Below are 14,837 nucleotides of genomic sequence, written 5' to 3' on the forward strand. Positions count from 1 at the left end.
GCTCCTACAGATTTTGTGCCGGACGCAAACCCGCGACTAGCCGAAATCCTGTAGGAGCGAGGCTTGCCCGCGAAGAAGGCGACTCGGTCTATCAGGGACAATCCGGCTCCCGGTTCCAATACCGAAACAACGGCTCCGCCAGAAACAATACAAACAACAACCGCATCACCTGCATCGCCGTCACCAACGGTACCGACAATTGCAGGGTTTCTGCCGTCAAACTCATCTCGGCAATCCCGCCGGGCATCATGCCCAAGGTCAGTGAGCGCAGATCCAGATGGGTCACCGCACTCAAACCCAATGCCGCCAAAGTGGCGATCAACATGGTCAACACCGTGCCGAGCAGGGTTCGGCCCATGAACGACGGCGCCCGCCGGAAGAACTGCCGATTGAAGTGACACCCCAACCCGCTGCCAATCAGCCACTGGCCAATCTGACTGCCGCCATTGGGCAGACCGATGTGCAGGTCCCAGGCAATGCTCACCGTCGCAGTCACCAGCAACGGTCCGAACAGCCAGGGATTGGGTTGTCGCAGCCGCTCCCAGATCCAGGCGGCAAGGGCGCCCGCCGGAAACAGAATGGCCAGCCACCACCAATTGACGGTCGTTGGATGCAAGATCGGCGCACCGTCGCCCAACAGATACTTGAAGGCCGCCGGCACACACAGCACCACCACCAACACCCGCAAACTCTGCCCCGCCGCAACCCGGCTGAGCACCGCGCCGTTGCGGGCGCCAAGGTTGACCATCTCCCCGGAGCCGCCGGGCATGCTGGAAAAGAATGCGGTGGCGCGGTCTTCTCCGGTACGCCGCATCAACCAGACCCCGACCACCGCGGACAGGCTGGTGACCAACGCACCGAAGAAGATCAGACCAAAGTGGCTCAACACCTGCTCCATCACCACCGGGGTGAAGTGCAGGCCGATGCCGATGCCGACGATCCACTGGCCGCACTTGCGCCCGCCCGGGATTTCCGCCAATTGCCAGGGAGTCAGGCAGCGCACCAGGATGATCGCCAGCAACGAGCCGACCATCCACGGCAGCGGCCAGCCGATCTGGCTGGCGAGGTAACCGCCCAGCAGACCGACCAGCGGTGTTCCCCACCAGCTTTTGAACGGGGTGCGGTCAGACATCGGCGATAGCGCGCCGGGCGACCGAACGTTTGCGCCAGATACGCAGCAGCGGCATCAGCAACATGATTGCAGTCAACACCCAGCAACCGAATGTGATCGGGCTCGACCAGAGGATTTCCAGCGCACCGTTGGAAATCGACAGGGCACGACGCAGGTTTTGCTCCATCAGACCTCCAAGAATGAAACCCAGCAGTACCGGCGACAACGGGAAGTCCAGCTTGCGCAGGATGTAGCCGAAGATGCCGATGCCGATCATCAGGAACAGGTCGAACGTGGTGGCATGCACCGCGTAGACACCGATCCCGGTGATGATCGCGATCACCGGCACCAGCGCCCAGTTTGGCACGGCGAGGATGCGGGTAAAGATGCGGATCATCGGAATGTTGAGGATCACCAGCATCACGTTGGCGACGAACAACGACGCGATCAGCCCCCAGACGATGTCCGGTTGCTGCTGGAACAACAGCGGGCCAGGGGTGATGTTGTACAGCGACAGCGCGCCGATCATCACCGCCGTGGTGCCCGAACCCGGAACGCCGAGGGTCAGCATCGGCACCAGTGCACCGCAGGCGGCGCCGCCGATGGCGGTTTCCGGAGCCGCGAGACCGCGCATATCGCCTTGTCCGAACGTGCCCTTGGCGCCGGCAATACGTTTCTCGGTCATGTAGGCCACAGCGCTGGCCAATGTCGCACCGGCACCCGGCAACACACCCATGATGAAGCCCAGCAAACCGCAACGGATGTTCACCACGAACACCGCCGAGGCTTCCTTGAAGTTGAACATCATGCGCCCGGTGGCTTTCACCGCTTCCTGGCCGCGGTGGGTTTTTTCCAGCAGCAGGAGGATTTCGCTGATGGAGAACAGGCCCAATACCAGCACGACGAACTGAATGCCGTCCGTCAGGTGAATGTTATCCCCGGTGAAACGGTATACGCCGCTGTTGGCATCGATCCCGACGCTCGACAGAAACAGACCGATCAGTGCCGCAATGAAGGTCTTGAGCGGTCGGTCGCCGGCCATGCCGCCGAGACAGACAATCGCAAACACCATCAGCACGAAATACTCCGCCGGTCCGAAGGCAATCGCCCATTTCGCCAGCAGCGGGGCGAACAGCACCATGCCGCACGTCGCAATGAATGCACCGATGAACGAGCTCCACGCCGACAGCGACAGCGCTACACCGGCCAGGCCTTTGCGGGCCATCGGATAACCGTCGAGGGTGGTCATCACGGTGGAGGCTTCGCCCGGAATGTTCAGCAGGATCGAGCTGATCCGGCCGCCATACTCGCAACCCAGGTATACCGCCGCCAACAGGATCAACGCCGACTCCGGTGGCAGGCCGAGGGCGAATGCGATCGGAATCAGCAGCGCCACGCCGTTGATCGGGCCCAGCCCTGGCAACAGACCGACGACGGTACCGATCAGGGTGCCGCACAGCGCGGTCACGAGATTGTATGGGGTCAGCGCGACGCCGAAGCCCTGACCCAAATAGCCTAGAGTATCCATATCAGTTCTCCAGAACGTCGAGCACGCCCAGCGGCAGTGGCACGTCCATCAACTTGTCGAACAGCAGATAAAGACCGATGGCCATCAGGCTGATGATCACCGCACTGGGCAGCCAGCGGCCGCCATACAGGCGTGCCATCGGGACACCGATCAGAATGCTGGCGACGATAAAACCAAGGGGTTCGAAGGTCCCGGCGAACACCAGCAACAGCAGCACGCAAATGCCGATTTTGATCAGGGTTTCGCGGTCCAGTTTCGGGTCATCGTCGCTGTGCACGATCGGCGCCGGTCGAAACACCATGTACAGCAAAGCCAGGCCCATCAGGCCGAGCATCAACAGAGGGAAGGCCCGAGGCCCGACCGGTTCGTAGGAAAAAGCCGCTTGATACGGCCACGCCATCAGGGCCAGGCCGATACAGGCCAGCAACAGCACCGAAGCGAAAATGCGTTGTATGAGCATGAGGAACTCCTGGGTCACGACCCCGAGAACCGGGGTCGTGGCCGCTAGACAGAGGCGATCACTGGATCAGGCCGAACTCTTTGGCCAGCACTTTGTAGTCCGCGACCTGCTTCTTCACGTAGGTGTCCAGCTCCGGGCCGGTCATGGCGAACGGGAACAGTTCACGCTGATCGCGCAGCTTGGCGAAGTCCTCGGAGGCCAGCAGTTTGTCGAAGGCGTCTTTCCACCAGGCATAGTCTTCGTCGCTGACTTTTGGCCCGAGGTAGAAGCCGCGAACCACCGGCCAGACGATGTCGTAGCCTTGCTCTTTAGCGGTCGGAATGTCTTTCATTTCCGGCTCGTCCAGACGCTTCTCGGAGAACACCGCCAGCAGGCGCATGTCGCCACTCTGAATGTGTGGCATGGAGTCGGAGATGTCGGTACTGCCGACCTGGATGTGGCCACCGAGCAGGGCGGTGGCGATTTCACCGCCGCCTTCGAGGGCGACGTAACGCAGGTCGCGCGGGTTGATCCCGGCCGCTTTGGCGATCAATGCAGTCTGCATCCAGTCCTGGCTGCCGACGGTGCCGCCGGAACCGATCACCACTTTGCTCGGATCTTTCTTCAGCGCCTGAACCAGATCGTCCAGGGTCTTGTAAGGCGAATCGCTTTTCACCGCGATGGCGCCATAGCTTGTGCCAACAGCTGCCAGCCAACGAACGTTGGTTTCATCGAAACGACCGAACTTGCCTTGTGCCAGGTTCAGCAGCGAACCGCTGGACCACGCCACCAGCGTGCCGGCATCGGCCGGACGCTGAGCGACCACCGCGTTGTATGCCACCGCGCCGACACCGCCGGGCATGTAGGTCACGCGCATCGGTTTGGTCAACAGTTTTTCATTCACCAGCGCGCTTTGCGCCAGTTTGCAGGTCAGGTCGAAACCGCCGCCTGGCGACGCCGGGGCGATGCATTCCGGGCGTTTCGGTTCGGCCATCAATTGGCTGGCAAACAGCACACAGCTGGCGGCGAGAGCAACTTTACGCAGTGATAAGTTCATTTGAGTCTCCACGGGCATTATTGTTATTGGACGTGATGTTTACCAAAGGGCAACGCTATAGCTCACCAGCAGACGCACTTCATCGGCATCGCGAGCGGAGTAATTGGAACGGTAGGTGGCATTGCGCAGGCGTACGGCGACATCTTTCAAGGCGCCGCTTTGTACGACGTATTTGATCTCGGTGTTGCGCTCCCACTCTTTGCCTTCGTCACCGTTCTTGAGCTTGATGTTGTCGCCGCTCAGGTAACGGCTCATGAAGCTCAGGCCGGGAATGCCGAGTTTGGCGAAGTCATAGTCGTAACGTGCCTGCCAGGAACGTTCTTCGGCGCCGGCAAAATCATTGATCTGCACGAAGTTGACCAGGTACGGATCGCTGCCATCGACGTAGGGGAAGGCACTGTCACCGGACATGTGCTGATAACCGGCGCTGAATTTATGCCCGCTCAAGGCATAGCTCACCAGACCGTTCAGGGATTGGTTGTCGATCTTGCCGCCCCGGGCCGCGCCCTCGTCGTCACTGATGGCCAATCGCAGATCGGTGCCGAAAGTACCGGGGCCGAACGGTTGCGATGCGACAACGCCGAGGAAGTGCTGGTTGTAGACTTCATCGAGTTGGGCGAAGTGGTAGCTGCCGGTGATCTTGTCGGTGAACTTGTAATCCACGCCGCCAAAATCAAAGTGCTTGCCAGCCACGGTACCGGCGAAACGACTGTTCTTGTTGTTGAGGGCAATGTCCTCGAAGTCGGTGCTGTCGCGGTCCTTGGCTTTCTCCAGGCGGCCGCCGGTGAAGGTCAGGTTCTTGATCTCTTTGGAGGTCAACAGGCCGCCTTCAAAGGTCTGCGGCAGAATGCGCCCGTCGTTGGGTTTGAGGATAGGCAGTTCCGGAATCAGGCTGCCGACTTTCAGTTCCGTGGCGGAGATTTTCATTTTGCCGGTCAGGCCGAGCTTGGAATACTCGTCAGCCGCGCGACCGTCGTCATGGGTCGGTAAGAGACCGGTTCCAGTGCGATCCGGACTTGAATCGAGTTTTACCCCCAGCATGCCCAGCGCATCGACACCGAACCCCACGGTGCCGTCGGTGTAACCCGATTGCAGATTGAGCATGAACCCCTGAGCCCATTCGTCCCGCTTGGATTGCTGGGCGCTGGTGCCGTCGCGAAAGTCGCGGTTGAAATACATGTTGCGGGTTTCGAAGGTTGCCGTACTGTCTTCGAAGAAGGCAGCCTGGCTCAACGGCGAAAAGCCGGCGAGGGCGGCGGCACTGGCAAGGGCGGTGTGGCTGAGGCGGGAAAAACGAGCAGGCGGGCGAGCCTGAAGCTGCATGGACAGCATGGTGACGTACTCCGTTTATTGTTCTTATTGGCGAAAACGCTTCGAGGCGTTTCTCGTACTGCTATGGGCACTAGCAACGGCAGTCGAAACTGTCCGTGGCTGGACTCTAACCGGCCAACCTTTCGCTAACCTTTCAGCTGACTTTCCCGGTTTTCGGGCTTCACAGCGACGGATGCGGCTGTAAACTCCGCGCCAAAGAATGGCGTCGACCATCCCTGAATGAGGTAAAGATCCATGCGTGTTCTGCTCGTTGAAGACCATCTGCAGCTTGCCGACAGTGTCGCTCAGGCGCTCAAGAGCACCGGGTTGACCGTGGATGTGTTGCACGACGGTGTGGCGGCCGACCTGGCCTTGAGCAGCGAGGAATACGCGGTGGCGATCCTCGATGTCGGCCTGCCGCGCATGGATGGCTTCGAAGTGTTGGCGCGCTTGCGGGCCCGGGGCAAGAACCTGCCGGTGCTGATGCTGACCGCCCGCAGCGATGTCAAGGATCGGGTCCATGGCCTGAACCTTGGGGCCGACGATTACCTGGCCAAACCCTTCGAACTGACAGAGCTCGAAGCCCGGGTCAAAGCCTTGCTGCGCCGCAGTGTGCTCGGCGGTGAACGCCAGCAGCGTTGTGGTGTGCTGGCCTATGACCTGGACACCCGGCGCTTCACCCTTGGCGAAGAATTGCTGACCCTGACCTCCCGCGAACAGGCGGTGCTCGAGGCCCTGATCGCCCGTCCCGGTCGGGTGATGAGCAAGGAGCAACTGGCCGCCCAGGTGTTCGGTCTGGACGAGGAGGCCAGTCCCGATGCCATCGAAATCTATGTCCACCGCTTGCGCAAGAAACTCGACGGCCAACCGGTGGCCATCGTGACCTTCCGCGGCCTTGGCTATCTGCTGGAAAGCCGCGATGCATAGGCTCAGCAGCCTGCGTTGGCGGTTGCTGTGGAACCTCGCGCTGCTGTTGGTGGTGTTGATGCTCGCCAGTGGTTTGAGCGCGTACTGGAACGGTCGCGAAGCCGCCGACACCGCTTATGACCGGACCCTGCTGGCCTCGGCGCGGACCATCGCCGCCGGCCTGTCCCAGCGCGATGGCAGTCTCAGCGCCAACGTGCCTTACGTGGCCCTCGATACGTTCGCCTACGACAGCGCCGGGCGGATTTTTTATCTGGTCAATGACATCAATCAGAAGCTGATCTCGGGCTACGAAAACCTGCCGCCACCGCCACCGGGAACGCCGCGCACCGATGATTATCCGGCGCTGGCGCGTTTCTATAACGCCACTTATCAGGGGCAGAACGTGCGGGTGGTCAGCCTGCTCAAAGCGGTCAGCGAGCCGAACATGAACGGCATGGCGGAAATTCGCGTGGCGGAAACCGATGAGGCGCGGGTCCGCATGGCTCGCAGCCTGATGGCCGACACCTTGTTGCGGTTGGGCATGCTGGCGATCGGTGCATTGCTGATGGTGTGGTTTGCGGTCAGTGCGGCGCTGCGTCCGCTGGAGCGCTTGCGCACGGCGGTGGAAGAGCGTCAGCCTGATGACTTGCGGCCTTTGCCGTTGGTGGAAGTGCAGCACGAGTTGGGGCCGCTGGTGCGTGCGCTCAATCACTTTACCGAGCGTTTGCGCGGACAGTTCGAGCGCCAGGCGCAGTTCATTGCCGATGCCGCCCATGAATTGCGTACCCCGTTGGCGGCGCTCAAGGCTCGGCTCGAACTGGGTATGCGGTCGAATGAACCCGAAACCTGGCGCAGCACCTTGGAAACCGTCGCTCAGGGCACGGATCGCCTGACCCATCTGGCCAATCAATTGCTCTCGCTGGCACGAGTCGAGAATGGCGCCCGGGCAATCGCCGAGGGCGGTGCGCAGTTACTCGATCTCAGTCAGTTGGCCCGTGAGCTGGGCATGGCCATGGCGCCGCTGGCCCATGCGCGTGGCGTGGCGCTGGCGCTGGAAGCCGACGAACCGGTGTGGCTGCGCGGCGAGCCGACGCTGTTGAATGAATTGTTGAGCAACCTGGTGGACAACGCACTGGCCCACACGCCACCGGGCGGCAATGTGATCTTGCGGGTCATGGCACCGGCGGTGCTGGAGGTTGAGGACGATGGCCCGGGAATTCCCCTTGAAGAGCGGGATCGGGTGTTCGAGCGTTTTTATCGGCGTAACGAACAGGTGGCTGGATCGGGGTTGGGGTTGGCCATTGTCGGCGAGATCTGCCGCGCCCACCTGGCGCAGATCAGCCTGCACGATGGCGAGCAGGCGGGGTTGAAGGTGCGGGTGAGTTTTATTGCTGGAGAGTGATGGTGTTTTTTATGGCCTCTTCGCGGGCAAGCCTCGCTCCTACAAAATATATACGATGCTTTTGTAGGAGCGAGGCTTTCCGCGAAGCTCTTAGTAAAACATCGAACGCGACTCTTCCAGATCCCTGCACATCGCCTCGTTCTCCGGGTCGATCCCCAGCTTCTTGAAGGCTGGCACGCTGAAGGGATCGATACGGGCCAGTGGATGATCGGTGTCCTTGTGGCAATACAGGCTGGCCACTTGCACCAGATCGACATAGTCGACCCGCTCCGATTGCCGTTTGAAATCTAGATACAGCCCCGGCAATTGCACCAGCATTTCCGGAAACTCCCAGACCCTGAGCAATTTATCGCCGAGCAGCGGGTGAATCCGGTCGATCACATGGTTGAGGCTGACCGGGTCAGACAGCAATTCATAGTGATCTTCGGCGTAGGTCAGGATCGGCAGTACACCAATCTGATGCACGAGCCCGCCGAGCGCGGCTTGATCAGGCTTGAGCTGTGTGTAATTGCGGCACAGCGCATAGCTGACGCCGGCGATCTCCAGGCTCTTGCGCCAGACTTCGCGCATTTTCTGTTCCACCACTTCGGAACGGGCATTGAAGATCTGTTCCATCACCAGGCCGATGGCCAGGTTGCTGCTGTAATTGACGCCCAGCCGGGTGATGGCCGTGTGCAGATCAGTCACTTCCTGGGTTGCGCGCAGCAACGGGCTATTGACCACTTTGATCAGGCGCGCCGACAGCGCGGTATCGCGGCCAATCACTTTGCTCAATGTGCTGACACTGATTTCCGGGTCTTCGGCTGCCTTGCGAATCTGCAGGGCCACTTCCGGTAACGTTGGCAGAACCAGGTCATCGTTATCGATGGCCTCAACCAAATCCTGTTGGACCTTATCCGCCAGCTCGCTCATTTCTTTTCTCTAGGGTATTGCGACAAGTGCTGCTATTAACGCTGGATTTCGCGATCGCGATCCAGTTGGTAAGGCAAGTCGAGCAGATGCAGGCCCGGACCTTCGAGTGCGCCAAGGTGCAGGTTGCCATCTTCTGCCGCTTCGGCTTGCAGCACGGCAAGGAGTTCAATGTTTTGCCCGGCGCGGGCGGCCAGCACCACTTCACCGATCGAACTGTTGTGGGTCGGGGAGAACAGTTGGGTACCGGGCTCCGGTAATTCGCTGGCTTCCAGCTGCAGGCGATACAGACGGCGCTTGAGTTTGCCCAGGTATTGCATGCGCGCGACGATTTCCTGGCCGGTGTAGCAGCCTTTCTTGAAGCTCACGCCACCGACGGCTTGCAGATTGAGCATCTGCGGAATGAACAGCTCGCGGGTGCTCGGCATGACCTGGCCGATTCCGGCGCGGATCTGGCCCAGCAGCCATTGGTTCAACTCACCTTCGGCCAACAGAGCGGACAGCTTGCCCTTGATGGCGTCGGCCTGATCGGCGCGAACCCAGAGTTCAGCGCGATCCGGCGAGACGCGAAGGACGATCAGGCCGTCATTGCGCACGACGCTGTCGGTTTCTGCCGGCAGTTCCAGGCCCAGGCTGGCCAGTGCTGCATCGCCATGCTCAAGGCCAAAGCGAGCCCAAAGGGCGCTTTCATCAGTCAGTTTCGATTTGGAGAACACCGCGTACTTTTTCAGGTCCGCCAGTTGCGGCTCCAGCAGTTCGCTGGCCATCGCCATGAGCACACCATCGCCTTCGAGCAGAATGCGGAAACTCGACTGCATCCGGCCTTTCTGCGTGCAGCGCGCGCCAAGGCTGGCCTGGGTGTCACTCAGGTAATTAAGGTTGCAAGTCAATTGGCCTTGCAGGAATTTGCCGGCATCCGCGCCGCGTACCGCGAGAACGCCTTCGTGAGACAGGGTGCAGAAAAAAGCAGAATCGGCCATGGGTCATCGCAGGGTAAAGAGTCCGAGGGACATCATAAGGGGGCGCCCATGAAATGGGTAGTTCACAAAGGATCGATGGGGGCGACCAACGCCGACTGTTCGAGCGGGCCGGGGGCTGTATACTTGCCGCCTATTTGAGGAGCGCTCCATGGTCGAAGATGTTGAACTGAATCGCCTCTACTGGCACAGCCGCCGTGGCATGCTTGAGCTTGACGTGTTGCTGGTGCCGTTTGTGAAGGAAGTTTACCCGCACCTCAACGAGGTCGATCGCGCGTGCTACGTCAGGCTGCTCGAATGCGAAGATCAGGACATGTTCGGCTGGTTCATGGAACGTGCCGAATCGGAAGATCCGGAGCTTCAGCGCATGGTTCGCATGATCCTGGATCGTGTCCAGCCCAAGTAACGCGTTCGAATGCCGCTGGCATGCCTCACGGCAGTTGCTGGCGGCGTATCTTCTGGCCCAGCTTTTCGCGCTGGGTTCGTTGTTTCTTCTTTCCATGCCGGTCTGGGCCAGTTTGCTCGGCGCTTTTTGCTGTCTGGCTCATGGCGTTTGGGCATTGCCGCGACAGATTTTGCTGACACACCCTCAGGCGTTTCGCGGCTTGCGTCGCGATGCCGATGGTTGGCAGTTGTGGAATCAGGCGGTAGGTTGGCAGCCCGTGCAGCTGCGGCCGGACAGTCTGGCGTTGCCATTGATTGTGGTGCTGCGTTTTCGTCTGCGCGATGAGCGACGGATCAGGGCGATCTGTGTGCCGCGCGATTCGCAGGCGGCGGATGTGCACCGACGCCTGCGGGTTCGACTCAAGTTCAGTCGGCGTAGGTGGGCGGCACCAGAATAGTGTCCAGGGCGACCGGCAACATGTTCGGATAGTCGAGGGTGTAATGCAGGCCGCGACTTTCCTTGCGCTCCATGGCTGACCGGATCATCAGGTCTGCTACCTGAGCCAGGTTGCGCAGTTCGATCAAATCCCGGCTGACTTTGTAGTTACTGTAGAACTCGTCGATTTCGTCCAGCAACAGTTGCACCCGGTGCTGAGCCCGTTGCAGGCGCTTGTTGGTGCGCACGATGCCGACGTAGTCCCACATGAATCGCCGCAGTTCATCCCAGTTGTGCGCAATGATCACGTCTTCGTCCGAATCGGTGACCTGGCTCGCATCCCAAACGGGCAGGGCGGTTGGAATCGATACTTCTGGCAACTGCTCAAGAATGTCCGCCGCCGCCGAACGAGCGTAAACGAAACACTCCAGCAGCGAGTTGCTGGCCATGCGATTGGCGCCATGCAGGCCGGTGAAGCTGGTTTCGCCAATCGCATACAGGCCCGGCACATCGGTGCGGCCCCGCTGATCGACCATCACGCCGCCGCAAGTGTAGTGCGCCGCCGGTACCACCGGGATCGGTTGCTTGGTGATGTCGATGGAAAATTCCAGGCAGCGTTCATAAACCGTCGGGAAGTGCGTCTTGATGAAATCTTCGGGTTTATGGCTGATATCCAGATAGACGCAGTCAATACCCAAGCGCTTCATCTCATGGTCGATGGCGCGGGCAACGATGTCCCGTGGTGCCAGCTCGGCCCGTGGGTCGAAACGCTGCATGAAGCGTTCACCATTGGGCAGCTTCAGATGGCCGCCTTCGCCGCGCAGGGCTTCGGTGATCAGGAAACTCTTGGCTTGTGGATGATAAAGGCAGGTGGGGTGGAACTGGTTGAATTCCAGGTTCGCCACCCGACAGCCCGAACGCCAGGCCATGGCGATGCCATCACCGCAAGCACCGTCGGGGTTGCTGGTATAGAGGTAGACTTTTGCCGCGCCGCCCGAGGCAAGGATCACGAAGCGTGCGCCGTAGGTGTCGACTTCACCGGTGCCGCGGTTAAGCACATAGGCGCCGAGGCAACGGTCGCCTTCAAGGCCCAGGCGCTTTTCGGTGATCAGGTCGACCGCGACCCGCTGCTCCAGCAGTTCGATGTTGGGGCGCTGCTTGGCCTGATCGAGCAGGGTTCTGAAGATCGCTGCGCCCGTTGCGTCAGCTGCGTGGATGATGCGCCGATGGCTGTGACCGCCTTCGCGGGTCAGGTGAAACTCGAAACCACCATCTTCGGTGCCGGACTGTTCATCGCGGGTAAAGGGCACGCCTTGGTCGATCAGCCATTGAATCGCCTCTCTGCTGTGCTCGACCGTAAAGCGCACGGCATCTTCATGGCACAGGCCACCACCGGCGTTGAGGGTGTCATCGACATGGGACTCGACAGTGTCGGTGTCATCCAGAACGGCAGCGACACCACCCTGGGCCCAGAAGGTTGAGCCATTGGCGAGGTCGCCTTTGCTCAATACGGCGATGCGCAAATGACCGGGCAAGGTCAGCGCAAGGCTCAAGCCGGCAGCACCGCTGCCAATTACCAGAACATCGTGTTGAAACTGTTGGCTCATTTCAGGATTCCGCTCAAAGCGACCCGGGACGGGGTTGGCGCAAGACAGCTGGATCGGCGAGTCAAGACAGCCACACAGCCCACTAGTATATAGAGGGGGGGAGCGGCACAATAGCCGGGCCAGCATGGCATTGTGAAACTACTGTGACGGAAAAGGCTGGACACTTCGTCGGAAGTTTTTTTGATGGCTTCGGCGACAAGAGGACTGTATCGCGGATTTAACAGTCTTTTTCTCTTCACGGTTGCACAATGTCGGTTTAGGGCAGCTATAAATATGGAACTTTTGCCAAAGGCCCAAGATCAATAGACGGTTGCCTGAAACAAGGGACAGCGTCGGCTTCGGTGCAGGACTTGCGATTGGGTCCTTGCTGATGAATCCGATGACAAGATTATTCGCGCAGCCGGGTTATCCCGCGCTGCGCTTTTCGTGCGTGCCAAATCAGAGCCCGCAGGAAACTTGCTTGGAGGGGGAGAACTTTTGCGAAAAGCCCGAGTCTATGTTTGCAAGTCTGGTCGTTCAGTAATGCAAGCCTCCTTCGAGCTTATCGAGGAGTGTTCATGCTAACCCAGGAAGAGGATCAGCAGCTGGTCGAGCGCGTTCAACGCGGCGACAAGCGAGCTTTCGATCTGCTAGTGCTGAAATACCAGCACAAAATTCTCGGGTTGATCGTGCGTTTCGTGCACGACACCCATGAAGCCCAGGATGTCGCACAGGAAGCCTTTATCAAGGCATACCGTGCACTTGGTAATTTTCGCGGAGACAGCGCGTTTTATACGTGGCTTTACCGCATCGCCATCAACACGGCGAAAAACTATCTGGTTTCACGCGGCCGCCGGCCGCCGGATAGCGATGTCAGTTCCGAGGATGCAGAGTTCTACGACGGCGATCATGGCCTCAAGGATCTCGAGTCGCCAGAACGTGCATTGCTGCGGGATGAGATCGAAGGCACCGTCCATCGAACCATTCAGCAACTGCCAGAAGATTTGCGTACGGCTTTAACTTTACGTGAATTCGATGGTCTGAGTTACGAGGACATTGCCAGCGTCATGCAGTGTCCGGTGGGTACCGTGCGCTCCCGGATTTTCCGCGCCCGGGAGGCCATCGATAAAGCCCTGCAGCCGTTGTTGCAGGAAAACTGAGACAGCGGCGACAGCCAAGAGAGGAACGCCATGAGTCGTGAAGCCCTGCAGGAATCGCTGTCCGCAGTGATGGATAACGAAGCGGACGAATTGGAATTGCGTCGGGTGTTGAATGCCTTCGACGATGTTGAAACCCGCGATACCTGGGCTCGTTACCAGATCGCTCGGGCAGTTATGCACAAGGATTTGTTGCTTCCTCGTCTGGACATCGCGGCAGCAGTCTCTGCTGCGCTGGCTGACGAAGCCGTACCGGCAAAAGCCTCTCGCGGTCCATGGCGCAGCCTGGGTCGTCTGGCAGTCGCTGCTTCGGTGACCGTTGCCGTGCTGGCGGGTGTTCGTCTGTACAACCAGGACGAGATCGCCGGTGTCGAGTTGGCCCAGCAATCCAGTCAACCGGGTCTGACCGCTCCTCAGGTCAAGGGCCCCGCTGTATTGGCAGGCTACAATGAGAGTTCGGAAACCACTGGCCCTATGGCCAACGGCGTATTGCAAGGTCAGCCAGGCTGGCACGATCAGCGTCTGCCAGGTTACTTGCGCCAACATGCTCAACAGGCTGCATTGAAAGGTACTGAGAGCGCTCTGCCTTACGCTCGTGCAGCAAGTCTGGAAAACCGTTAAGGAGGATCATGCGCGCCATACCTCTACTTACGCTTCTGCTCAGCGGCTGGTTTGTTGTTCCAGCCCACGCCGATGAAGCCCAGGACTGGCTGAAGCGTCTGGGACAGGCGGAGCAAACGCAAAGCTTCCACGGTACTTTCGTCTACGAGCGTAACGGTAGTTTCTCTACCCATAACATCTGGCATCGCGTCCAGGATGGCAAGGTCCGCGAGCGTTTACTCCAGCTCGACGGCTCCGCACAGGAAGTCGTGCGCATTGATGGGCATACTCAATGCGTGAGCGGCACCCTGATAGCAGGGCTGGGGGACTCACCCAACTCCACCGCTCGGGCACTCGATCCACAAAAGCTAAAGAATTGGTATGACCTTGCCGTCATTGGCAAGTCGCGTGTGGCCGGGCGTGCGGCGGTGATCGTGTCGTTAAAGCCTCGCGATCAGCATCGTTACGGTTTTGAGCTGCATCTGGACAAGGAAACCGGTTTGCCGTTGAAGTCATTGCTGCTCAATGATAAAGGGCAACTGCTGGAGCGGTTCCAGTTCACCCGACTGGACACTGCCGAGGTTCCTTCCGACAGCGATTTGCAGGCAGGTTCTGATTGCAAAACCATTACCCTCGACAGTGACAAGGCTTCCGCCGTCAAAACTGCGCAGGTCTGGCATTCGGACTGGTTACCGCCAGGTTTCGAGCTGACCAGCAGTACCTCTCACAAGGACCCGGAGACCAAAGCCCAGGTCAACAGTCTGATGTTCGACGACGGTCTGGCCCGATTCTCGGTATTCCTTGAGCCGTTGAATGGCGCAACAGTCACTGATACGCGCACCCAGTTGGGGCCAACCGTTGCTGTCTCCCGGCGATTGACTACACCGCAAGGCGAGATGATGGTGACCGTTGTCGGTGAAATACCGATTGGCACCGCCGAACGGATTGCGCTGTCCATGCGCAACGATGCCGCGGCTACCAGCAAGCAGTGAGTTGAGTCAGCCGTGCTCGCCTATCTGGGGCTGGTTGGAGCG

The 14,837-nt window shown here is 59.7% G+C and carries 15 protein-coding genes; 7 read left to right on the forward strand and 8 right to left on the reverse strand.

The annotated features are described in order from the left end of the window. Positions 1-91 precede the first annotated feature (91 nt). Genes IB250_RS12865 through IB250_RS12885 form a run of 5 tightly spaced genes read right to left on the reverse strand, consistent with a single transcriptional unit; the run spans position 92 to position 5,467 of the window. Entirely contained in the window at positions 92-1,132 is a 1,041-nt protein-coding gene (locus tag IB250_RS12865) for an AbrB family transcriptional regulator (protein ID WP_192344353.1), read from the reverse strand. Next, positions 1,125-2,639, reverse strand: a complete 1,515-nt coding sequence (locus tag IB250_RS12870; protein ID WP_192344354.1) for a tripartite tricarboxylate transporter permease — start codon at positions 2,637-2,639, stop codon at positions 1,125-1,127. Before IB250_RS12870 ends, IB250_RS12865 begins: the two co-directional genes overlap by 8 nt. 1 nt (position 2,640) lies before the next feature. Continuing rightward, complete coding sequence (locus IB250_RS12875) at positions 2,641-3,099, reverse strand: tripartite tricarboxylate transporter TctB family protein (RefSeq protein WP_123499096.1); 459 nt, start codon at positions 3,097-3,099, stop codon at positions 2,641-2,643. A gap of 58 nt (positions 3,100-3,157) precedes the next feature. Next, positions 3,158-4,135, reverse strand: coding sequence for a Bug family tripartite tricarboxylate transporter substrate binding protein (locus tag IB250_RS12880; protein ID WP_095051498.1), 978 nt, complete (start codon positions 4,133-4,135; stop codon positions 3,158-3,160). A gap of 39 nt (positions 4,136-4,174) precedes the next feature. Further along, the gene (locus IB250_RS12885) at positions 4,175-5,467 is read right to left on the reverse strand and encodes an OprD family porin (protein WP_192344355.1); all 1,293 of its coding nucleotides are present in this window, start codon (positions 5,465-5,467) and stop codon (positions 4,175-4,177) included. Positions 5,468-5,701: 234 nt separating this feature from the next. Here IB250_RS12885 and IB250_RS12890 point away from each other — a divergent pair, with 234 nt between their 5' ends. Beyond that, positions 5,702-6,373, forward strand: a complete 672-nt coding sequence (locus IB250_RS12890) for a response regulator (protein WP_095630975.1) — start codon at positions 5,702-5,704, stop codon at positions 6,371-6,373. Next, positions 6,366-7,754 carry a sensor histidine kinase gene (locus IB250_RS12895; RefSeq protein ID WP_192344356.1) on the forward strand — a complete coding sequence of 463 codons (1,389 nt, stop codon included), beginning with the start codon at positions 6,366-6,368 and terminating at the stop codon, positions 7,752-7,754. The genes IB250_RS12890 and IB250_RS12895 overlap by 8 nt, the downstream gene beginning before the upstream one ends. A 90-nt stretch (positions 7,755-7,844) precedes the next feature. On the opposite strand, the gene IB250_RS12900 is transcribed toward IB250_RS12895, so the two are convergent. Both IB250_RS12900 and IB250_RS12905 read right to left on the reverse strand, forming a co-directional pair. Further along, positions 7,845-8,666 (reverse strand): HDOD domain-containing protein, encoded by an 822-nt coding sequence (locus IB250_RS12900; protein WP_192344357.1) that lies wholly within the window; start codon positions 8,664-8,666, stop codon positions 7,845-7,847. Between the two features lie 35 nt (positions 8,667-8,701). Further along, on the reverse strand, positions 8,702-9,643 hold the full coding sequence (locus IB250_RS12905; protein WP_192344358.1) for a YgfZ/GcvT domain-containing protein: 942 nt from the start codon (positions 9,641-9,643) through the stop codon (positions 8,702-8,704). 148 nt (positions 9,644-9,791) lie between these two features. On the opposite strand from IB250_RS12905, the gene IB250_RS12910 reads away from it, so the two are divergent. Together IB250_RS12910 and IB250_RS12915 are read left to right on the forward strand one after the other, a co-directional pair. After that, on the forward strand, positions 9,792-10,046 hold the full coding sequence (locus IB250_RS12910; RefSeq protein WP_007898624.1) for a succinate dehydrogenase assembly factor 2: 255 nt from the start codon (positions 9,792-9,794) through the stop codon (positions 10,044-10,046). Then, positions 10,030-10,482 (forward strand): protein YgfX, encoded by a 453-nt coding sequence (locus tag IB250_RS12915; RefSeq protein WP_192344359.1) that lies wholly within the window; start codon positions 10,030-10,032, stop codon positions 10,480-10,482. Before IB250_RS12910 ends, IB250_RS12915 begins: the two co-directional genes overlap by 17 nt. Here IB250_RS12915 and nadB read toward each other — a convergent pair. Then, entirely contained in the window at positions 10,451-12,067 is a 1,617-nt protein-coding gene (gene nadB / locus IB250_RS12920) for an L-aspartate oxidase (protein WP_008074472.1), read from the reverse strand. The genes IB250_RS12915 and nadB overlap by 32 nt on opposite strands. A gap of 557 nt (positions 12,068-12,624) precedes the next feature. Between nadB and rpoE the strand changes: the two genes are divergently transcribed. Genes rpoE through IB250_RS12935 form a run of 3 tightly spaced genes read left to right on the forward strand, consistent with a single transcriptional unit; the run spans position 12,625 to position 14,795 of the window. Then, complete coding sequence (gene rpoE / locus IB250_RS12925) at positions 12,625-13,206, forward strand: RNA polymerase sigma factor RpoE (RefSeq protein ID WP_003172477.1); 582 nt, start codon at positions 12,625-12,627, stop codon at positions 13,204-13,206. A 30-nt stretch (positions 13,207-13,236) separates the two neighbouring features. Further along, positions 13,237-13,824 carry a sigma-E factor negative regulatory protein gene (locus IB250_RS12930; RefSeq protein WP_192344360.1) on the forward strand — a complete coding sequence of 196 codons (588 nt, stop codon included), beginning with the start codon at positions 13,237-13,239 and terminating at the stop codon, positions 13,822-13,824. A gap of 8 nt (positions 13,825-13,832) precedes the next feature. Next, positions 13,833-14,795 (forward strand): MucB/RseB C-terminal domain-containing protein, encoded by a 963-nt coding sequence (locus IB250_RS12935; RefSeq protein ID WP_192344361.1) that lies wholly within the window; start codon positions 13,833-13,835, stop codon positions 14,793-14,795. The last annotated feature ends 42 nt before the right edge of the window (positions 14,796-14,837 follow it).

The organism is Pseudomonas sp. PDM09 (genome assembly GCF_014852305.1).
Classification (GTDB): Bacteria; Pseudomonadota; Gammaproteobacteria; order Pseudomonadales; family Pseudomonadaceae; genus Aquipseudomonas.